The following is a 22193-nucleotide window of genomic DNA, read 5'->3' as shown; positions in this document are numbered from 1 at the left end:
GCCAAATAGAAACCTGCCTGACGGCAGGTTTTTTTATGTGTATCGCGGCGCGCCTATTAAAAGTCATTAATAAGACGAACAAAGCTCGCGTTTATCTGGTCTGATTAAGCAGGGATTTGATATATGCGCCGTGCATCGCTGGTGGCATCATTATAAGAAAGCGGAAAAGGGCATTACGTGAGAAAAAGGCTAAAAGTATCGCTCGGTCTATTATTTGTTGGGCTCGTGGGGCTGAGTACAGTGTCATTGACGGCAACGAACGCGACAGTATCCGCGCTGCAAGCGTTGAAAACTGATGAGGTGTCATTCCTCGAAGCGGGGAATGTAGACGCACCCCAACGCATCATTTTTATTCACGGCTCGCCAGGCAGCAAAGAAGGCTATGAAGATTACTTGAATGATGCTGCATTGCAGTCTTATCACTTGATCGCGGTGGATCGACCTGGCTTTGGTGCTTCACCTAAGCCGGTTCAAACGTCTCTCAAAGCACAAGCTGAATCGCTCATGCCCATTTTGGTGCGCAGTGATAAACCTACCTTTTTGGTGGGGCACTCATTGGGTGGTCCTATCGCACTGCAAGCGGCATTGTTGTACCCAGATGAAATTGATGGGGCGTTGTTGGTCGCGCCTGCGTTAGACCCTGCGTTGGAATCCCCAAAGTGGTACAACTATTTGGCTGATACCATTTTGGCACACTGGATCTTGCCCAACGATATGCTGTTGTCGAACATTGAAATGATGGAGCTTGAAAGTGAGCTGGAAAAGCTGGCAGAGCAAGATTGGGGGGCTTTATCGATTCCCGTCGTCTTGGTTCATGGAGAGGAAGATAACATTGCTGATCCTGGTAATTCGCTGTTTGGTCAACGTAAACTGCCCAGTTCGACGTTAAAGATGATCGAAGATGAAGGACATTTTGTATTGTGGCAGAATGTGCCTTTGTTGGTTGATGAAATTAAAGCGTTGCTGGCTGTGCCTTTGCTTCATGAGGGCAGCAATGAGGCCTGATAATGTAAATATCTGTAAAGCACCCTTGAAAAATGAGTGAGGGAAGTGCATTTTAGTGATTCAGCGCATGTTGTCTGTTAAAACGAGAGAGCATGAAAGGAAGCCAACACGATTTTAATCCACGGGGAATCAACATGAAACAAATCCTGATTAGTGTGATTACGCTTATTCTAGGCTTCTTTACATTGGTGTTTGCTGCAGTACTTGGACTTTTTGTCTCTGTCAGCGCACTGATTGCGAAACCTTTCATTATGAGAAAGTTGCGCAAAGTTCAAGCGCAACAAGCTGAGCAATTTCAGCAGCAATTTGAGCAACCACATGAGCGTGGTTTTGGCCCTCAGCCTCCGCATCGTGGTCAAGTGATTGATGGTGATTATCAAGACGTGACAGAAACACGTTAATAGCACCTTCGTTAAGCGTACCTAACGTGATAAGAAACGCCACGCAAATGCGTGGCGTTTCTTTTGCGTTGAATTCATCGCAGGCTATTTATCGCTATTTACCTCAAACGGGAAGAATTCCCATTCATACTGTTTAAATAGTGCGGCAATTTGGCCGTTGTATAGCAGCAGCTCAAAGCGCTGATCGTAAATGTCCCGCAGCGCTTTCCCGCGCTCGCTGTCTGAAAACCCAGGATAAAGCTTGAGATTTGTCAGGACGGACACGGCAAAATCACGGCGGTCGACTTTATTGTTTTCTTGAAATGCTTCTTCAATTTCAGAGTACGCGTCGATCAACATATCAATACGCTCTGAATCTACCAGTGATAAGCCCTGACGGCGATTTTTCACCTCTTGAATCGCAAAATCGGTCCGCACAAGATATTCGTCATAACCATACCCTTTTACCCATCCGACGGTGCGCCCTTGAAGGCTTTCTTGGCCTTGCCAATCCTTTATCACTGAAGGTTTGTAGGCGGCTGCAACGTGCTCTGCATCGAAATGCCAGCGCGGATAAAGAATGTCTTCTTGCTCATCAATATACGATCCAAGAAAGATATCCATCTTTTGGGTTTGAACAAGGTAGACGCTGCGAGAATAGTTCGTGGTGAAGTTGATGACGTTATAGCCAAGGGGCTCATAGATTTGGCGCATGATATCCCAATACAAACCTGTGCCATCTTTTTCTGTCGCATCGGCCCATGATTCGCTGACGATAATGATCTCTTCGTTTTTTCGGTCCTCGGCGTACAACCCAGTTGCCGAAAGAAAAAACAAAAACACACCCATCATAACGCGCTTTATTGTCGTAATGACCAATGCAGGATTGCCATTATCTCTGTGATTGGTATTTGAGAAACACCAACATACAGTCTCTCGCATCGTTCCATGCGTCATCTATTGTGTCCCTAGGCCTTGTGGTTGCGCAGTATTCTTAATATGGTCAGGGATGCCCATCCCCGCTGCGTATAGTGGCTGTATTATTGACGAAGTGAGATGGTGACACTGACGATAGCGTGGTCGCTGCTGTAAGTGTCATGATCGAATTTTGGGTTAATTAGGTGCTTATCTTCGCAATGAAAATCCCCAACTTCAGCAATGCTGGCAGGGTCGCTACTGTTGAATTCGTTAGAAAGCAAAATGTAATCGAGCACAGAACCTTTAGCATGGAAGTAGTGTGTGCTTGGGCGGTCCAAACTTGAGTCTTCGATGTTTTTTACATAAAGATCCCAGCTGTCATGCATTTGATAGTGTGAGAGTGGCAGATCAGCCATGTCTTCCGTGATTGAGCGTAGGCCTGACATGTGAAAAGCGCTTAATACTTCGCTGTCGATATCATCGTTAAAGTCACCCATCACAATGGCGGGATTATTGGTGTGTGAGCGCCTTGTAAGGATTGACGCCATCAAGTGACAGGCTTCAGATCCTCGTTGAATGGAAGATGCCCATGAACCACTGATTTCCGCACAAATTGAATCATGAAGGGTACGTTCCACGCCCTCTTTTTTTTCTTCCATCATTGGCCGTTTAGATTTCAAATGCACGACGTACACATCTGTTTGCCCCAATGAGGGCAGTTCTAACGTTGCGAATAATGGAAGACGGCTGTATTCAAAGTCTTCATTCATTCCCAACTTTAGAGAGAGCTCTGGGTCTGCGCGAAGTGGCAAGGCGCTAAGAATGGGGTAGCGAGAAGCCAAGGTCACCACAGGGCTTCGGTACACATACTCATCGATAGGTTCTGGCTCATCAACCACAGAAAAGAAGCGATAGCCAAGCGGCTCTAGCAGCGCCTTCAAAGCGCTGGCACTGAACACTTCTTGAAATGCGATGATATCTGGTTGGTAGCTACCGATGTAACGGTTCAGCCAAGCACGTTTCTGATGCCATTGTTCCTCGGTATAGATATTGCTAAATTCGTAAAAGGCACCCGGCGGCTCGATAAAGTTAAATAAATTTATCGTGGCGAGTTTTAAGCCAAAGGCACTGTGTGCAAAGGAACTTCTGCTATTGGTTGCGAACACGGTTTTGTCTCGCGATTGAAAAGCGTGTTTACATTATAGCGAATTCTGCCCAATCAACCTGTCAGCAGGTCGAAAAGTCTGTGTGAAGATCGAGATGTGCGAGTGGGGCGAAGGTCGATGTGTGAGAGATGTAACACGTTGAGTTAAAAGGAGCGCTTCTTGAGGGGGAGTCAAGAAGCGCTGTATTGTTACGCGGAGGCTTTTACATCACCGTCTTTTGGCGTGTCTTGACCGGTTGTATCATCTTCTACTGCCGCAGAGGATTGGTCACTAAGCACTTCTGCCAAATTAGCACGAGAAAGCTCACCTTGAATTTCACCGTCTCCATCTAAAACAGGTAACGGCAATTCATGTTCAAGCGTATCAGGAATAACGGCTTCCAACAGCGCATCAGACTGAATACCGGGTACTGCTTCCAATACGGAGTCATCAATCGCTTCGCCGTGTTGCGACGAATCGACCGATTCAAGGTGATCACGACGCAATGCACCTTGATAGCCATCATCATTCACGTAGTAAGCGTGTTCGGCTTTCGCTTGGCGCATCTGCATGATGGCTTCCCCAATGGTGTCAGCGCTAATGCGGCAACTCTGAGGTTTCATCACGGTATCTACGGTCAATGCGCGAGCGCGGTTAACGTCTTTCACGAAGGCTTCCACGTAGTCATCGGCTGGGTTAAGCAGAATCTCGACAGGGCGGCCTTGTTGAATGAGTTTACCGTCACGCAAGATAGCAATGCGGTCGCCTAGGCGAAGCGCTTCATCTAAATCGTGGGTGATAAAGATGATGGTTTTGTGCAGCTTCTCTTGCAGATCGATAAGCTGATCTTGCATTTCGCTTCGAATCAATGGATCGAGTGCTGAGAAGGCCTCATCCATCAAAAGGATTTCGGCATCAGTACATAGCGCACGAGCGAGACCCACACGTTGTTGCTGACCACCCGAAAGCTGAGAGGGGTATTGCTGCTCGTAACCACCAAGCCCCACGGTTTCCAGCCAATCAGCGGCTTTCTTATCGCGGTCTGGTTTAGAGACACCTTGGACCTGTAAACCGTAAGCGACGTTTTGAATCACTGTGCGGTGCGGCATGAGACCAAAGCGTTGGAATACCATGGACATTTTGTGACGACGGAAGTCTTGAAGCTCTTTTTCATTGAGCTTCATGACATCTTCGCCTTCAACGATGATTTGGCCTTCGGTAGGTTCGATCAAACGGTTGAAGTGACGAATCAGCGTCGATTTACCTGAGCCTGACAAGCCCATGATCACGAAGATTTCACCGCGCTGGATGTCTAGGTCGATTTGTTGAAGACCCACGGTGTGGCCAGTATCAGCCAATATGTCGTCTTTTGATTTCCCCGCCATTACATCCGGCATCACCTTTTGCGGTGTTTTGCCGAAGATCTTGTAGAGGCCTTTAATCTGAATCAATGGTTTCTCGGTACTACTCATGGTGGCCTCCGCTTAGGTGCTGCTGCGAACGTTTTGCATAACTTTGTGATACGCGGTCGAAGATAATCGCCAGCGCCACAATAGCGAGACCGTTAATCAGTCCAAGCGTAAAGTACTGGTTGGTGATGGATTTCAATACCGGTTGACCAAGGCCTTTCACACCGATCATTGATGCAATAACCACCATGGCAAGTGCCATCATGATTGTTTGGTTGATGCCCGCCATAATGGTTGGCATTGCAAGCGGAAGCTGAACACCGAACAAGCGCTGTGAGGGGCTTGCACCGTATGCCGTTGCGGCTTCTAACACTTCTTTATCAACCAATCGAATACCAAGGTTTGTTAGTCGTATCACGGGTGGGATCGCATAGATAACCACGGCGATAACCCCTGGGATTTTACCAATACCCAACAACATAACGACGGGAATGAGGTAAACGAATGCTGGCATGGTTTGCATCACGTCGAGTAACGGCGTGACGATAGATTGAATGCGGTTTGAGCGCGCCATCGCAATACCGATGGGGATGCCGAGTCCAATAGCGACCATGGTACACACGAGAATAATGCTCATGGTCCGCATGGTGTCTTCCCACATGCCGAAATAGCCAATGGCGGAGAACACAACGATGACACTCACGGCAAGTTTCCATGAGCGGCTCGCTAAGTATGAAATGAGAGCAAGAACGCCAATCATGATGAACCATGGCGTGCCAAGAAGCAGTTTTTCAAACCAAATGAGAAACGCGAGAAGGGGATCGAAGAATGATTCGATGGTTTCGCCGTAGTTTCGTGAGAATTCACGATAAGCGCCATCGAGGGTTTTACGGATAGCGAGAAGGTCTGAGCGCTCCATCTCTGGAAATTCCGTTAACCAATTATTGTCTGCCATAACAGTACAACGTCCTCTGTTTTTATAGTAATTGAAAGTACAAGAATAACTGTGTTGGTGCTGCAATAGCGCAGATACAAAAGTAGGCTGACTTACGTCAGCCTACTTTTTAGCAAGAAAGATTAAAGCGCGCTTTTCACTTTCTTCGCGACTTCAGGAGACACCCACTGAGACCAAATGTCAGCGTGGTTGTTCAAGAAGTATTCGCCTGCAATTTCACCATCTGCTTGGTTTTCTTCCATCCAAGCAAGCAGACTGTTCAAATCCGCTGTCGTGAAAGAACGGTTAGCGAGGTAGCTAACAGCTTCAGGAGCACGTTTAGCAAAGCTCTCTGTAATAACGGTATCTACCGCTGAAGGCGGATACATGGTTGGTTTAGGGTCAAGACATTCTGCGTCAGTCGTACAGGTTTTAAAGTGCTCTTCGTCAATCCCTGAACCAAAGTCTACTTTCACCATTTCGTACTTACCCAGTACAGCAGTGGGTGCCCAGTAGTAACCAAACCAGCCTTCGCCACGTTCGTAGGCTTTCGCAATCGAGCCAGAGAGACCTGCACCTGAACCTGGATCAATCAGCTCAAAGCCTTCTTCTTCTAGGTTAAGTGCGTTGAAAAGGTTGCCTGAGGAGATTTGACAGTTCCAACCAGCAGGACAGCCGTAGAATGCAGATTTTGACGGGTCTTCTGGGTGCTTGAAGAGGTTTGCGTTTTTCTTAACGCCTTTAATGGTTGCGATGCTTGGGTCTTTATCGACCAAGAATTTTGGCACCCAGAAACCTTCGACGCCACCTTCAGAAAGTGTCTTACCTGCGTAGCGCAAGCGACCTTCTGCCACACCTTTATCCAACGCAGCCTTGAGTGAGTTACTCCAGAATTCAGGTGCGATGTCAGGTTCGCCTTTTTCAATCATGGATGTGCCGGTTGGCATGGTATCGCCAGGCACAAGCTCTGCATCACATTCGTAACCGTTCGCTAGAATGAAGCGGTCGATGTTTGCGATAACGGTTGCGGAGTTCCAGTTCATGTCTGCGATGGTGACTTTGCCACACTCAGATGCATAGCTGGCCATTGGCATCGCTGCAAGCAATAGGGCTGACGTGGTCAATAGTTTTTTCATGGAGATCCCTCTCATTAGTGTCCCTTTGCCAAAGGGATTAAATACAACTCTAATCATTTGGCTTGGTGAGTTTGCACTATGTATTTATCAACATTCTGGTTTAACGTGCTGATAAATATATAGGCAACAGACGTAATCATAACAAAGTAGACCGACTCTTTCTGCACGCTTGTTACATTTTGAATAAAAAATGTTTCGTGTACTAAGTGATATTGGTGAAAATCTTGGTGCTTAAGATGTAAGTAACTTAATGAATCTGTTGAAAAATATTGAAGGTATGACGACATTGTCGCTTTTCTTTTGAGACTGGCTGCTCGAATGTGAGATTTGAAAGTTTAACTGTAAATACACTGACACAGGATGAAATTATTCGGCATAACTTCGGTTTATTGGTGGGATATCAATCGAAATTTGGATGAAAATGATGGGCCAAACCGTACTTGTTTTGGAAGATGACGCAGACATTGCACAGTTACTTTGCTTGCATTTGAAAGTGCTAGGACATGACGTTCATCGAGGCTCATCACTTAAAGAGGGCTATCGGATTCTGAAAGAACAGTCGATCGACGCGGTGGTAATTGATCGTGGTTTGAAAGATGGTGACGGTATTTCTCTTTGCCACGAATTGCGCCGTCAGCAGAGAGGAATTCCCATTATGATGCTAACCGCCATGGATTCTGAATCTGACATGGTCGAAGGGTTTGAATCGGGCGCAGATGATTACATGGCGAAACCTTTTAGTGTGATTGAGTTTCAAGCCAGAACGCGTGCACTATTGCGTCGTGTTGTTCACCAAGAATGGGATGAATCAGAGCGACAGAAAAAGCAAACCGCCGATGAAATCAGTGATAGCAAGCCGCAATCTAACGGCACCTCCTACGATATCACTCCTCAGCTCATGTTTGAGCACCTTGAAATCTGTCCTGATACACACATCGTGAGATTGGACGGTCAGCAAATCGACCTAACCCCCACCGAGTTTTCTCTTCTCTGTTGTCTCGCCAAACGTCCTGAACGCGTGTTTAGCAAAGATGAATTGCTGAGCCGCGTATGGAATACCGATTATGACGGCTATCGCCATACCGTTTGTTGCGCCGTTAATCGTCTGCGCGGCAAATTAGAACGAGACCCTGACATGCCTAAGTACATTCATACCGTGTGGGGTGTCGGGTATAAATTCAGAGAAGCGATGACACACGCCAGTTAGTGTTTGTGTCGGGCGTTTGTATTAGGTGTACAAAGGAGAGGTTTGTTGACGTTTAAGAACCGTTTATTGTTTTTCACATTGATTTGGTTTGTTGGCAGTGCAGCCGTGCTCACTAAATTGAGTGTGGATGTTTGGGAAGGAAACGAGCTTAAAACGCAACAATCCTTACACCGAGATCTCGCACGCCACATGCGGGATGACAATCCCCTGATGGTGGGTGATGACTACAGTCCTGCAGCTTTGTCTTCTATCTTTCACACCTTGATGTTGCTCGGGCCTGATTTTGAAATCTATTTTCTCGACCCAGAAGGAAACATTACCACCTCTGGCCCGCCTCTGGACGACGTTCAGCGACAACATGTGTCAGTTGAACCAATCAAAGCTTTTCTGGCAGAAGAGCCGTTGCCAATATTGGGACAAGATCCCATGACTGAAGATCGGGATATGGTTTTTTCTGCCGCTCAAATTACAGATAACGGCATTGTTGCAGGTTATCTCTACGTTGTAATTGGCAGTCAGCAGCGGAATGCGGTCACGCATCCCGACAATTTTCTTCAATATGCCCCCATTGTGCTTGCGGCGCTTGTGGCTATTTCTCTTTTTGCGGTGGGCGTTTATCGCATGGTCTTTAAACGCATCATTATTCCTGGAAGGAACATGGTGCGTCAGATTGAAGATGCCGCAACGTCTGAATTTCGCATCACGCCTCCGTTAGCGTTAACATCTTACGAATTGCAAGAGCTTGCCGAACAATGTCGCCGCATGATGGGGGTGATTCAGCAGCAGTTCATTCAGTTACGAATACAAGAAGCACAGCGACGTGAATATTTGCTGCAACTTAGCCACGATCTTAAAACCCCACTTGCCAATATTTTAGGGTACATCGAAACCTGGCGTCTTCAGCATAAAGAGGGCCGTGGAATGATTGATACGGCTTATCACAATGCTCAACGTTTGGATCGCTACTTGAAAGATCAACTGGCAGCTGCACGTTCACCGACGGCTAAAATTGTGTTGGCTTATAGAGAGTTAGACGTAGAAACGTTGCTTGAAGAAGTGAAAGCGCGGTTCGAGCTGCCGTTGAAGAAAAAGAAGGTAGATCTGGTTATTAGCAGCGCACCGGATCTGTTTGTGGTTGCCGATGAGCAATTGATCAATCGCGTGTTTGATAACCTGATTGAGAATGCCATTCGCCATAGCCCACATCGTTCGAGCATTCTTCTGGATGTGAGTAAGACGAGTGCGTGTAAAGTCGAGTTTACTTTCATCAATACGGTTGCGAAGAACGGGGATTCAGGATCCTTGGGAATGGGCACCAAGATTGTGGAGGCCATTTTGAGTCTTCACCAAACCCACCTTGAGATCTGTGACGGGAAAGCAAAAGAGGGAAGTGATGGTGGCGAGGAACGCTATTGCGTGAACTTTGCACTTTCGTCGATTGCACCGCCGTCTGCTCGGCCTCCGCTTTTGTTGCCAGAAATGATTGAAGAGATCGATGAAGCCCCCGTCATTGTATCTGACTACCCAACAATGTCGGCTGTGGGGAAAGGGGACATCACAAAAGAGACAGAAGACCAAGAACATGTTGCGTTTTCTTCTCTTTTAGCGACGTCGACTAATCCCGATTCTAAAGATGCATTGGAGCAAGCGCTGGAAGATTTGCCCCCCATGTCTGCCTCAGTAACAGGCGGTGACGTGCTGAACGAGAGTTTGGACGTGGATGCTGAACGCGCGACAAAAGGCAGAGCGCCAGACCCTGACGCGCCTTAACGACAGCAAATCATGGTGCGGGCACAGAAATCACAAAACGTAACTCAGTTTGCTCCACGTCCACATCCATAGGTCGAGCAAGGTTTCGCCTATGGGTGTTCTATCAGGGTAAAAGCCAACGGTTGCTTGGCTGCCATACCGCAAACCTGTCCCTGTTGGTAAATCAAAAAAGCGAATATTGACGGGGTAACGTTGTACTTGTTGTAAGGCGCCCGACGCGTTACTGCGTTCGTTGTTGAGAGTTACGCTATCCTCTTTGTCGTTTCCCCAACCGATCGACGTCACCTCGCCGTGAAATACTTTTCCTGGATAAACATCAAAGACAATCTTTGCGATCGTGCCCTTTTTCAAATAGGTGAGTGAGTTCTCCTGCACCATCGCCGTCAGCCAGAAATGGCGGGTATCAATGTATGTCATCACAGGTTGCCCTGCGGCAACATAATCGCCAGCGGTCATGCGCATGTTGGTGATCACACCCGTATCTGGCGCAATGATGTCGGTATAGGAAAGGGTAAGCAGCGCATGATCCAAGGTATTCAATGCAGCCTTCAATTGTGGTGAGCTTTGTGCTTTGGTATTGAGCATGTTTTCTGCAACGCTAAGCGCTTCGGTTGTATCGTTTAACGCGAGCTTTGCTTCTCGGCGAGCTTGAAGGCTCTCTTGCAATGTGGCTTGGCTAACGACACCACGCCTTGCCAGTGTCATGTTTCTTTGAACATAACGCTTTGCTTGAGCCAACTTGACCCGTGCATTCACTTCCTCAATCTTGGCATTTAACAGCGCGACAGTGTCTCCACCCAATGACTGAACAATCTGCTGGAGTGCAAGCTGTGCCGCTTCTACCTCTAGCCGAAAAGGCGCTTTTTCGATCGTAAAAAGGGGAGCGTTGCGTTTCACCGACACATTGTCGATGACGGCAATGCTGGCAATCGGCCCGGACACTTGAGGCGCGATGCGGATAACCTGTCCGTTTACGCTACCGTGTTGCGTAATCGGGGTGACGCGTGTTGCCCAGAGCGTATATAGCCAAATGCCAAAAGCAACGAGTATTGCGCATAGAACATAACGACGAGAGCGACTCGCTGTACTGTGGGTATTCACTGTGTCAGTTTGCATCTCTTGTTTGGGCGCATCATGAATACGGCTTTGGCTCATGCTTGGGTCCTTGAATCCGTTAAATTGAGTTCGTCAGAGACAACTGTTCACACGCTCACCATGGGGTGACACTAGGCGTGTGATTGCACATGGAGGTTAGTTTACGAGTCACGGCTGGTGCGTGTTGTCCAACTTTAGACACTTTGCCGTTAACAGTTGTCACACCTTGTTTGCCCTTTGAGAATCTCGCCTAACGCTGATGAGTGCCACTGAGGTTTGGTTAGAATAAGAAAAAGCAGTAATGCAAAGAAAAGCCCTTTAGACACAAATGAATGCATCAAAGGGCTCTATGTAGAATGGGTGAAGCAAAAAGTAGAATGGGGTGAAGCAAAAAGGTGTTGTGTCTATCGGGATCAATGCCCTGTGAATTGAGGGGCGCGCTTTTCTATGAAGGCATGCATGCCCTCTTTTTGATCTTCCGTGGCAAAGAGGCCATGGAACATGCGACGTTCAGATCGCACGCTGTCTTCAATGGTGAAGCGCTCTGCGTTGAGAACACATTCTTTTGCCAGAACGACAGCCGGTTTACTGTAACTGGCGATGGTTCTGGCAGCATGCATGGCTTCATCCATCAGTTGATGGTCAGGTACCACTCTAGACACCAACCCCGCCCGTTCTGCTTCGGTTGAATCCATCATGCGACCAGTGAGAATCATATCGATGGCCTTAGATTTCCCGACCAATTTTGTTAGACGTTGTGAGCCTCCCATCCCGGGGATAACGCCAATAGTCAGCTCTGGTTGTCCAAACAGCGCAGATTCTGTTGCGAAAATGGTGTCACACATCATGGCGAGTTCGCAGCCCCCACCGAGTGCATAGCCAGGCACTGCGGCGATGATCGGTGTGCGAACACGGCCCACTGCTTCCCACCCTGCAAAGTAATCCGTGGCGGCCATTTCTTGATACGTCATGTCAGCCATTTCGCTAATGTCAGCGCCCGCAGCAAAAATCTGGTTGCTTCCTGTGATCACAAAACATCCCACTTCAGGCTTCTCATCAAAGTGAGCAAGCGCGCTCGTTAACTCTCGCATTACCGCATTGTTGAGGGCGTTTCGTTTTTCGGGGCGATTGATCGTGATGGTCACGACACCGCGTTCAAACTCGGTATTGATAAACATGGTTACATCCTTATTCATCGGGTAGTTAGCGGGTATGTGTGCTGGGATTTAAGAATCCCAAATAGCACCAAACGCAGGAACGCCACGGCTTTCCATGCCATACACCACTTGTTGAGTCAGTTTTTGATTAGAAATACAGATCACCGCTTCCGCATCGAATTTTTCGTAGGCGGAATAGGCCAGTTTTACCATGTCAGGCTTACCGTCTTTGTCGGTATCCCAAATGATGGCATCGGGTTGGGCTTCTAAAATTTGGTCGACCAAGGCATCGCCATAGGTTTTGCGCGGATCGCGTGTTGACCATACCAATAACATCGGCAGTTTTTGCGCAAACAAGTGAGGCAAGCAAGGCCCAATACCACTGCCCGTTGCGATGTAAACCACACGCTTAAATAAGACTTCGATGTTTGCTACGCCTGCCGTCGGGATGCCTTTCACCCATAGGTGTGTTGGCTTGTCATCGATCAGTTTTCCTGTCCAATCACCTGCGCGAGAAACGGTGAGTCGGTAGCCTGATTCCGTTGGCGAAGGCACATTGGCAAAGTGATGCCATTCCATTAGCGGTGAACGGCTGATTGCCATCGACGAGCCAGCAAAGGGCGTCACACCATAATCAAACTTGAGTAACGCAACATGGTTAGACGGTGTCGAGATATCAACGGGTACGCGCCTGAGTCGCATCCACGGCAACGCCACGCTGAATGTCATGACGGACAATGCCCAAATTGAAGGTGTGTTAAGTACGATGTCTGCCATGCTCATCGTCGGGTGTTGGCTTTGGGTCAAAGTGACGGTTTGTGCCCAAAACAGAAGTAACAAAGACCAACCTGCAAAGCGGTGAGAGGCTTCAAACGCATTGTGATGTTTCTTTCGAATGTTCGGTGTTGCCATGGTGATCATGAAGACAAGTGCAGTGATAATCACAAGGGTGATGATCATGCTCGCTGCTGAAACACCGCCTAGCTGTTGGCTGAAGTGGTACAACAGGCTGCCCGCATAGACAGCAAACCAAAGGCTGCCGTTGATGGCGCAACCAGTGTGTAAGCCACCGTGGTGATACACCTTGCCTAAATGCCATCTCACAGAAAGTGGCCAAGTAGTGGGTGCGCGGGTCGCGAGCCAAAACAGCAGATTTATCACATATTGTTGGCGAATGATCACTGCAATGAAGAAGTTAGCAATCACCATATTACTGATTTGTTGAAGCTGAATACCATCTGCGGTAAACCAACTCCCCGTCGTTATGCCATAGATCAGAGCGATGACATTGAGTATTGAGACGGTCGCAACAAGACGCATGTAATGTTCAAGCTTTGGGTTTTTCCACATTCGCTTGAGCCTGCTTTGCTGCGCTGGAAGCTCTGTTTGTGAATACGGTGCCATCATGAGTGTTGCTCTCCTTCGACTTCATCAGAGCGGGGTGTTGATGGTTGTGTTTGAGCCGTTGGCGCTTTCTCTCGCAGTGAGGCTTCATAAAGATCCTGCAATTTGCGTTTATCGACTTTTCCACGAGACGTCATCGGCAGCTCTTCGAACGCCATGATTTTTGTTGGCACGCAGTAATACGGCAAGTTTGCTGAGACATGCTCTTTTGCGTGGGCTTCATTTACGTCTTCGGGGGCGACAAAGGTGGCGACATGTTCATCTGATACTTTCAAGGTCACTGCTTGGCGGCAGCTTGGTAGACGTTCGATCATGGTTGAAATGGCATCGAGTTCGACGCGAAATCCTTTGATTTTGACTTGATCGTCGGTTCGACCGTGATGTTCGAGTTCGCCGTTTTCCGTCCAGCGGCCTAAATCACGGGTACGGAACATGACATGACCGTCACCTAAATATGGGTCGGTACGGTAGCGCTGTTGGCTGAGGGTGACGTTTGCGAGATACCCTTTGGTGACACAAATTCCACCTGCCCACATTTCGCCAACGTCACCAATGGTGCAAGGCGCGAGATTTTCATCAAGGATGTACACCGTGTTGTTGGGGGTTGGCGTGCCAATGGTTAAGGGCGAGCCGGGTGCATAGCGTTTCATCGTGTTGACAATGGTGGTTTCCGTGGGGCCGCAACAGTTGTAGAAATCACAAAACGCGGCCCATGTTTCTGCAAGAGGTTGCGGGCAGGGCTCACCGGCTACAGCGACAACTTTGGCATCTTGGCAGACGCTGGTATCAATACTGGCAAGCACAGAAGGGGTCGCGATAATCACATCTGCATTGCTGGCAGTATGCTCAATGATCTTGTCTCGAATCAGTAAGGTTGCACCGTTACAGAGTGCGCCATAGATTTCCCATGCAGACATGTCGAATGAAATACTTAAAAGTTGAGCGACACGTGACCCCGGTTTAATTCCCAGGTTTCCTGGGGCGGTAAGTACAATATTACACACGTTTTTGTGGGTGACTTGTACGCCGTTGGGTGTGCCCGTCGTCCCTGATGTGAACAAAATAAAGCACGTATCATTGGTGTTTGCGGGGCGTCGCCCTGACGTGGATAGCGCGCGAAACTCGAAAGATTTCATCAGTTCGTCTAACGCGATCAGTTGTACATTGGGCAGTTCTGGCATATCAGAAAGATGCGCTGACAGTGTGAGTACCACCTTCATTCTGGTTAAGCTAGCGATATGTTCGAGCTGTGTTTTGGGTACAACTCCCGCGTGTTGCGGTACGTAGTTTGCGCCAATTTTCAAACAGGCAAACATGCCAACAAGCATAGGAATTGAGCGGGTGAGGAATACCCCAATGGAATCGCCTGACTTTACGCCTGCTTGCAGCAACACTGTGGCCAATTTTTCTGCTTTCTCATTCAAGTCGCTATAAGAAATAGAACGACCACCATGCATGGCTGCAACCGCATGTGGCCGCGTGGTTGCATGGTATTCAAACGCACGATGCAGCGTAGTGAAAGCGGGTGTGTTTTGTGGGCCTCGACCAAACAATACGAATTTTCGACGATCTTCTGCGCTGAGGTTTGACAGTGGCGTCAGATTAAAAAGTCGTTCGTTTCCCAAATGTCGAGAATTGGGTGCTGTTGGAAATAGCACTGAGTTCAATGTGCCAGTCACTGGGGTGTCTCCTATTCATCAATAACGATGACCTTTTGCTGTCTAGTGGGTGTCATCGTTTTTTCCGTTTGGTGCTATCGGAAAATGTATAGGGCAACTCTCACAAAATTATCACAAAGAATTCTCAATATATTAGAAAGCAATGAAATAGCATTTGATTACAAAGATTATTGAATATGAATCAATACAAATGTAATAAAAATCAGTGCATATCACGCTGAATGTCGGGCACAAAAAAACCACTGCGAACAGTGGTTTTTAATGCACGACAATCGTCAAATAAACGAGGGTTTGTACGTACTGTTAGAGGTCTCTTTCAACGCTTGCCTCTCTCGGTTTCCCTTCTTCCGTGCGCCAGATTGTCCATCCCATCACTCCAAATATGATGGTAACGATAGGTGATAGCCAACAGAAAAAATTGAACGGAAGGTAAGCCAATGTTGCAACACCCAGTGTGGCAGCTTGATATGCCCCTCCCGAGTTCCAAGGAACAAGGTTAGCGGTGACCGTTGCAGAGTCTTCCACTGCACGAGAAAGGTTTTCAGGTGCAAGCCCTCGCTCTCGATAGGCTTCGGCATAACTGCGCGCACTCATTACGATAGCCATGTATTGGTCACAGAGTATAACGTTGGCACCAATACCCGTCAGTACAGTTGAAATCACCAGTGAGCCTGTGGATTTCGCCGCGGCGAGCACTTTATCTGCGATAACACGAAGCTGATTGGTTCGCTCCATCACGCCACCAAACATCATGGCCACAATGATCAAACTGATGGTGTACATCATTGAATCCATGCCGCCACGAGATAGCAGCGAATCGACATCTTCAATGCCAGTCGCTGACGCATAACCGCCGAAAGCAACATTTGCGATGGCGTTGTAATCTGCACCTTGCAAGCCGGCTGCGCAAATAGCACCTGCGATTACGCCTAATGCGATGCCGGGAATGGCGGGCATTTTCTTGTAAGACACAAACAAAACCAGCAACAAAGGCAGGAATAAAACGGGGTTGATGAAGAAGTTGCTATCCAGCGTTGTCAAAATGGTATTGATACGATCGATATTACTGCCCGTTGCGCTGTATTGCAGGCCGAGAACGGTTTCAATGATCAGGGTAATCGTGATGCTCACCCCGGTGGTGTAAGACATGTGTTTGATGTGAGTAAACAGATCAGTCCCCGCCATTGCAGGCGCGAGGTTAGTGGTATCTGACAGCGGTGACATTTTGTCGCCAAAATACGCCCCTGACAAAACAGCACCTGCGACGAGCGGCAATGGAAAACCTAAGCCCCCGCCAACACCCATCAGCGCGACACCGATTGTCCCTGTTGTTCCCCAACTTGTGCCTGTGGCGAGCGACGTCACCGCACAGATGATCACACATGCGGGCAAGAATACCTCTGGTGCGAGGATTTGTAGCCCGTAGTAAATCAAGGTTGGAACGACACCCGCCAATATCCAAACACCAATCAGCGAGCCAACAATCATCAAGATGATCATCGCGGGCAAGGCGTTATAAATGCCGTTCACCATGCCGCCTTGAATGTCTTTCCAAGAGAAGCCACAGCGAAGGGCAATGACACTGGCGACAACCACGCCGAGCATCATGGGGATTTGAGGATCTAGCCCATACATGACGATGGAGATACTGATCCCCAAAACCAATGAGAGCAGTGAAATAATGGCTTCCCAGAAATGGGGAGCACGAGCACCTTCAGGTATATCAGTCTTCATGTTACCTCCGATTTGTGTACATCTATGACTGAATGAATAAATAACGTTGTTGTGCTCAACCTGTTTTCCTCTGGCATCACGAATGGCGTGAAGAACCAAGTGGATTTGCGACGCGATCAGGCACGGCAAAGGGCTGAGCGATGTACTTGGGCAAAGCTATGGCACGGTGTCTTCGGAGGGTTCTACATCGTTTTATCGATGCACTGTCCAAGGTTGTGTTGAGGTAACCAAGGTAGGGGAGAACTAACCAAGCGAAACTGTTTCGGCGGGATCGTATCCATGACGAGCAACAGCACTTTTCACACATGCTTTTATGATTTTTATAAGAGCGGTTGTTCTCAATGAACAGGGAAACCAATGAAAAACGCGTAGGCATTGTTGTCAGTGGTTTCACTTGAGGGTAACGGCTAGGTGTCAGAAAAAGTGTTGAAGATACGAGACAGGATATGGATTAATTGTGCTTTTCCGGCGCTGTCGGGAAAAAACGTAAGTAAAACAGAGGAAGTGGAGAAAATTCAAACGCTTGATTGAAACTAAAGCATTGTTTTTACCTTGATAGCTGAATCGATTTTTCACAATGTTGCAGGGTTTTTATGCATGTTGATAATGAGAGCTTCCGAGTGAGAACATCTGAGGTGCAAGGTGCAAGGTGCAAGGTGCAAGAAAAGAGAAAAGAGAAAAGAGAAAAAAAGCAGGCTTTTGCCTGCTTTCAGATTGAGGGCGTTCTCAAACGTCAGTGTAGCGTTTGATGGTTCACAAAGCAGATGCTCTCGCAGATGCGTTGTGCATCTTCAAAACGGGTTTCTTCATCAAGGTATATCCCTAGCTGAATATAGTTAGAGTGAGAGAACGCGAAGCAATATAGGGAGGCGACGCGGTAATCATTGGTTTCTTCGAGCAATCGATAATGATAAAGCAACAATCCGTTTTGATCTTTTTTAGCAACATCAAAGGCGTCTTCGGCTTGTTCTTCTTCCACCCATGCGAGTGCTTCCTCACGGGTTTCCTCTGGCTCGATACCCCAAACTGAACACCAAATTGTCATGTCTTGCTGCCAAAGCACCAAGTCTTCGTCTTCAATTCGACATTTGAATTCAGAAGGTAATTCAACAGACCATTCTTCCGTTAACTTGTAGTAACCCGATCGTTCAGGGTATTGATCCATAGTCTGTATGCTTATTTTTATGGGTGATCTGACGACTCGCGCCAGAAATTAATGCGGTGAGGGTAGCATTAATTTCGATAGGAGATAATGACTTACCGATTTTTATGTATGGAGGGGGTTGAAAGGTGTGTAAAAAAGCAGATGCTCTCAGGGTTCAACGTCATGAGAGCATCAGGTGTTATTTGCGTTGTTTAGCGCGTTTTGTTTGAGTGCTCCACGGCCCAGCAGGGAGTGTCTGCAAAACGGGCCGCGTAGTAATCAATGAAAGCACGTACCTTGGGTGCGAGCTGGCGTGAGCTTGGGTACAGCGCCCAAATAGCCGTGTCAGATACCAGCGAGTAATCACTGAGGATTTCTACCAACTCTCCTTTCTGGAGGTGTTCAAATACACTCCATGTGGAGTTAATCGCAATGCCAATGCCATCAATGCAGGCATCGCGCACCACATCACCGCTGTCGGTTCTCAGAACGCTCTGTGTTTTAACACTCTCTCTTCCATCTGGCCCATCAAATATCCATAGGTCCAATTGAGAGAGGTGAATGCAAAGGTGATCTTTCAATTCTTTTGGCGATGTAGGTTTGCCGTATTTTTCTAAGTACGCGGGAGAGGCGCAGATAACACGACGGTCGGTCGCCAGTTTTCTTGCGATTAACGAAGAGTCTTTCAGTTCTGCATTTCGGATAGCGATATCAAAACCCCCTTCGATCAAATCGACGATGGAATCAGAAAAGCGGAAGTCCAATTTCACATCGGGGTATTCAGTAAGAAAGCCCTTTAACGCGGGCATCAAGTGCATGCGTCCGAACGAGGCCGGCGCGGTAACCCTTAAAATGCCACGCGGCGCATTGGCTCCAACGCCAACAGACGAATAGGCCGCTTCAACGCTGGCTAACACATCTTCTGCATAAGGAAGGAAGGCATCGCCTTCTTCTGTCAGTGAGACTTTTCGCGTGGTTCTATGCACCAAACGAACACCCAAGCAAGCTTCAAGTTTACTGATGTAGGCACTGGAAACGGCAGGGGAAAGCGCTAACTCACGCCCAGCGACACTGATGTTGTTTGTGGATGCCAAGCGTACGAAAAGTTTTAAATGATCAATGTTCATGCTCTGCGGTTCCATCGCGACGATTTTGTATGATGATTATCAATGAATTCTATAAAGTGAATCTTTTATTAGGGGGATTATCAATTTATAAATATTTAATATTATGTATCGCATAAACGTGGATGATGCAAATGGTTACGCTTGTGTTGCCGTTAAGGGTTTACATTGAACCGTGTGGCTAACGACGTTCTTTTGGACGTTGCCTCTCAAGCTTAAATTAAGGGAAGAAAAACATGACGAAGAACATTCTCATTACAGGTGCGACTGACGGAATTGGCTTGGAAACAGCGAAAACGCTGGCTGCACAGGGGCACAATTTGCTTATTCATGGCCGTAATGCTGCCAAACTGAATGACGTGGAAAAAACGCTATCAGCCATTAGTAACAGTGGGAACGTTGATAGCTTTGTTGCTGACCTTACCAATCTAAATGATGTGGCAGAAATGGCGAATGCAGTGAAGAGCCGCTTCAGCAAGATTGATGTATTGCTTAACAACGCGGGTGTATTCCGCATGGCGGATCCGATCACTAAAGACGATATGGACGCGCGCTTTGTTGTGAATACCATTTCCCCTTACCTGCTGACGCAAGCGTTATTGCCGATCATGGAAGCAAGCAGCCGTATTGTGAACTTGTCTTCTGCTGCACAAGCGCCCGTCAACCTTGATGCCATTGTCGGTAAAGTAAAACTGAACGATGAATTTGAAGCCTATGCGCAAAGTAAACTGGCTATAACAATGTGGACACGCGCACTTGCGAAGCAATGGGGTGATAACGGCCCCATGATTGTCGCGGTTAACCCGGGCTCAATGCTTGCCAGTAAAATGGTGAAAGAAGGCTTTGGCGTGGCGGGCAACGATTTGAGCATTGGTGTGGATATTTTGGTGCGTGCTGCGTTAAGCGAAGAGTTTGCAGATGCGTCTGGAAAGTACTTTGATAATGACGCACGTCGATTTGCATCACCTCATCCAGAAGGGCTCAATGACCAAAAATCGCTCGAGGTCATCAAAGCCGTTGAATCCGTTATCGGTGCATAACTGCAAGCAAGGTTTTCGCTTTTGCGTGAATCACAGATAAAAACAGGCTAGGTGGAAACCTAGCCTGTTTTGTTTGCGCGGGAATGTAATGCATGAGGTACTAGCGGATTGCCTGCCCCTTGGTAAAGACATATTGCCCCATCACCAGTACTTCGATATCCGTCGTGAGGAAGGTCATTACCGCGTCGTTTAAGCTCGACACGATAGGTTTCCCCATCACGTTCAAGCTGGTGTTGATGATCACGGGCACCCCCGTGATTCTTTCAAACGCTTCAATCAGGTGATAAACGTGCGCATTACGTTCTTTGGTGACGGATTGTAAACGCCCTGTGTTGTCGGCATGGCATACCGCTGAAACGGCTTCGCGAATGAGGGGTTTGAAGGTTGCGACCTTCTCCATATAAGGCGTGTCATGGTAGTTTTCGAAATATTCATCCCCTTTGTCTGCTAGGATCATCGGTGCGAAAGGGCGGAAAGGTTCACGAAACTTCACCGCAGCGTTAATTTTGGTTTTCATTTCGATCGAGCGTGAATCTGCAAGGATAGAACGATGACCTAATGCGCGGGGGCCAAATTCTGCACGACCTTGCACCCATGCGACGACTTTTCCTTCTGCCATCATGTGCGCGACGTTTTGATAAAGATCCTGCCAATCGTGTTTGTGGACATTGCCAAAGCCACTTTTTTCGATGAAGTTTTCGACTTCCTCTTCCAAAATTTCGTCGCCTAAATACGGCGTTTGAAGACGGTTTTGAATCACTTTATCCGGGAAGTCTTGTTTTACGGCGAGCAAGGCAGCGCCCACAGAGTTGCCATCATCCCCTGGAGCACAAGGTACAAACAGATCACTGAATGGGGTGTTTTCGATAACGCGACCGTTGAACGATGAGTTTAGGGCGCATCCTCCAGTGATGACGATATTGTCCATGCCTGTTACGGCGTGGACATGGGTGAGGATTTCCGCCATCAGTTCGTTGAAATGGTATTGAGCGGTGTAGGCCAGATCTGCCGCTTCTTTCGGGAATTGCCCGTACGGGCGAGTGTGAGGACGAAGTGCTGCAAGCGCCGCTGTTGAACCTTCAGGCAGGGTGAGGTAGCCATCTTTCACTGCAATGTGTTTCCGAAGAAGCGCAAGTACGGGCTCATTGAGCTCTCCGTATGGCGCTAAGCCCATTACCTTCCATTCTTCCCCTGAGTCCATTGCAAACCCACAGAGACGACACACGGTGACACCATAGTAGACACCAAGGCTTGCCGATAATTGGTTTAGCTCGCCGAGGTAGGCAGGCTTGGGGAGTTTTTCAAGTTTGTTGTCTTTGTAGACAAAGATGGATTGTGCAGAATCTTCCCCATAACCGTCCATGACAAGACATGCGGCTTCATCAAAAGGACTCGAGTAGCAGGCAAAGGCGGCGTGGCTGGAGTGGTGATCAAATTGACGTGTGTCTGTGGTGAGGTTTAGCGCCATCGCGGCGCGTTTTGCTCCGCCACCGCCCATTTGAATGTTTGGTAGGAAAACATCATTCATGTTGTGTGTCTGCACGCCTTTAAAAATGCCTGCAACTTCTCTCACTATGCCGTCGTAATCGGCCATGGCGATGTTATTAATCTCGCTTCCCATTTTTTGCGGCGTATCTTCAGGCCACGATTTGCAGATAGTCAGATGCGTGGCATTTGGCGCATATTGCTTGATCAATTTTGCCAGCTTATAAGGTTGATCTGGGCATACGCTGAAACCGTGTTTTGTCTGTGTTTCCCGTTCGACCGCTTGTGCATAGAGAACCTTGCCATCGCTATTCACTAGCGCGATGGAATTATCATGTCCGGTGCAAGATATGCCTAAATACATAAATCCCTCTTATTCCTTCCCCCATCCTGTGGGGGTTATCGTCATCATTGGTGTATGACTCGA

Annotated in this window: 18 protein-coding genes; 5 read left to right on the top strand and 13 right to left on the bottom strand. The window is 47.8% G+C overall.

Annotated features, from left to right (window positions below; genetic code table 11):
* The first annotated feature begins 225 nt into the window (after positions 1-225).
* Together BM082_RS02755 and BM082_RS02750 are read left to right on the top strand one after the other, a co-directional pair.
* Positions 226-1005 carry an alpha/beta fold hydrolase gene (locus BM082_RS02755; RefSeq protein WP_017012351.1) on the top strand — a complete coding sequence of 260 codons (780 nt, stop codon included), beginning with the start codon at positions 226-228 and terminating at the stop codon, positions 1003-1005.
* Between the two features lie 134 nt (positions 1006-1139).
* Positions 1140-1406, top strand: a complete 267-nt coding sequence (locus tag BM082_RS02750; RefSeq protein ID WP_017012350.1) for a hypothetical protein — start codon at positions 1140-1142, stop codon at positions 1404-1406.
* 84 nt (positions 1407-1490) lie between these two features.
* On the opposite strand, the gene BM082_RS02745 is transcribed toward BM082_RS02750, so the two are convergent.
* The 5 genes from BM082_RS02745 to BM082_RS02725 all read right to left on the bottom strand — a co-directional run bounded on the left by BM082_RS02745 (position 1491) and on the right by BM082_RS02725 (position 6927).
* Positions 1491-2342 carry a substrate-binding periplasmic protein gene (locus BM082_RS02745; protein ID WP_241810407.1) on the bottom strand — a complete coding sequence of 284 codons (852 nt, stop codon included), beginning with the start codon at positions 2340-2342 and terminating at the stop codon, positions 1491-1493.
* A gap of 83 nt (positions 2343-2425) precedes the next feature.
* Positions 2426-3469: an endonuclease/exonuclease/phosphatase family protein gene (locus BM082_RS02740; RefSeq protein ID WP_017012348.1), complete on the bottom strand. Its 1044-nt coding sequence runs from the start codon at positions 3467-3469 to the stop codon at positions 2426-2428.
* A 188-nt stretch (positions 3470-3657) separates the two neighbouring features.
* Positions 3658-4920, bottom strand: a complete 1263-nt coding sequence (locus BM082_RS02735) for a quaternary amine ABC transporter ATP-binding protein (protein ID WP_017012347.1) — start codon at positions 4918-4920, stop codon at positions 3658-3660.
* Positions 4913-5812, bottom strand: coding sequence for an ABC transporter permease (locus BM082_RS02730; RefSeq protein ID WP_017012346.1), 900 nt, complete (start codon positions 5810-5812; stop codon positions 4913-4915). The genes BM082_RS02735 and BM082_RS02730 overlap by 8 nt, the downstream gene beginning before the upstream one ends.
* Positions 5813-5934: 122 nt before the next feature.
* Entirely contained in the window at positions 5935-6927 is a 993-nt protein-coding gene (locus tag BM082_RS02725; protein ID WP_074925185.1) for an ABC transporter substrate-binding protein, read from the bottom strand.
* Positions 6928-7342: 415 nt separating this feature from the next.
* Here BM082_RS02725 and BM082_RS02715 point away from each other — a divergent pair, with 415 nt between their 5' ends.
* Complete coding sequence (locus BM082_RS02715) at positions 7343-8134, top strand: response regulator transcription factor (protein ID WP_074925183.1); 792 nt, start codon at positions 7343-7345, stop codon at positions 8132-8134.
* 45 nt (positions 8135-8179) lie between these two features.
* A complete protein-coding gene (locus BM082_RS02710) occupies positions 8180-9904 on the top strand; it encodes a sensor histidine kinase (protein ID WP_074925181.1) in 1725 nt (574 codons plus the stop codon).
* 30 nt (positions 9905-9934) lie between these two features.
* Here the strand turns inward: BM082_RS02710 and BM082_RS02705 are convergent, their stop codons facing one another.
* The 7 genes from BM082_RS02705 to BM082_RS02675 all read right to left on the bottom strand — a co-directional run bounded on the left by BM082_RS02705 (position 9935) and on the right by BM082_RS02675 (position 19244).
* A complete protein-coding gene (locus BM082_RS02705) occupies positions 9935-11059 on the bottom strand; it encodes an HlyD family secretion protein (protein ID WP_074925179.1) in 1125 nt (374 codons plus the stop codon).
* Between the two features lie 353 nt (positions 11060-11412).
* Positions 11413-12177, bottom strand: coding sequence for an enoyl-CoA hydratase-related protein (locus BM082_RS02700; RefSeq protein ID WP_074925177.1), 765 nt, complete (start codon positions 12175-12177; stop codon positions 11413-11415).
* Positions 12178-12225: 48 nt separating this feature from the next.
* Positions 12226-13563 (bottom strand): ferredoxin reductase domain-containing protein, encoded by a 1338-nt coding sequence (locus BM082_RS02695; RefSeq protein ID WP_017016811.1) that lies wholly within the window; start codon positions 13561-13563, stop codon positions 12226-12228.
* A complete protein-coding gene (locus BM082_RS02690; protein ID WP_074925175.1) occupies positions 13560-15239 on the bottom strand; it encodes an AMP-binding protein in 1680 nt (559 codons plus the stop codon). Before BM082_RS02690 ends, BM082_RS02695 begins: the two co-directional genes overlap by 4 nt.
* Positions 15240-15542: 303 nt before the next feature.
* Positions 15543-16973 carry a Na+/H+ antiporter NhaC gene (gene nhaC / locus BM082_RS02685; RefSeq protein WP_017014780.1) on the bottom strand — a complete coding sequence of 477 codons (1431 nt, stop codon included), beginning with the start codon at positions 16971-16973 and terminating at the stop codon, positions 15543-15545.
* A gap of 733 nt (positions 16974-17706) precedes the next feature.
* On the bottom strand, positions 17707-18138 hold the full coding sequence (locus BM082_RS02680; RefSeq protein WP_074925173.1) for a hypothetical protein: 432 nt from the start codon (positions 18136-18138) through the stop codon (positions 17707-17709).
* Between the two features lie 191 nt (positions 18139-18329).
* Positions 18330-19244 (bottom strand): LysR family transcriptional regulator, encoded by a 915-nt coding sequence (locus tag BM082_RS02675; RefSeq protein WP_074925172.1) that lies wholly within the window; start codon positions 19242-19244, stop codon positions 18330-18332.
* A 233-nt stretch (positions 19245-19477) separates the two neighbouring features.
* On the opposite strand from BM082_RS02675, the gene BM082_RS02670 reads away from it, so the two are divergent.
* Entirely contained in the window at positions 19478-20281 is an 804-nt protein-coding gene (locus BM082_RS02670) for an SDR family NAD(P)-dependent oxidoreductase (RefSeq protein WP_074925171.1), read from the top strand.
* A gap of 100 nt (positions 20282-20381) precedes the next feature.
* Here BM082_RS02670 and BM082_RS02665 read toward each other — a convergent pair whose 3' ends face one another.
* Positions 20382-22130 (bottom strand): carbamoyltransferase family protein, encoded by a 1749-nt coding sequence (locus tag BM082_RS02665; protein ID WP_074925170.1) that lies wholly within the window; start codon positions 22128-22130, stop codon positions 20382-20384.
* Between the last annotated feature and the right edge of the window lie 63 nt (positions 22131-22193).

It is taken from the genome of Enterovibrio norvegicus DSM 15893 (genome assembly GCF_900115495.1).
Lineage (GTDB): Bacteria > Pseudomonadota > Gammaproteobacteria > Enterobacterales > Vibrionaceae > Enterovibrio > Enterovibrio norvegicus.
This window is presented reverse-complemented; position numbering and strand designations above follow the sequence as displayed.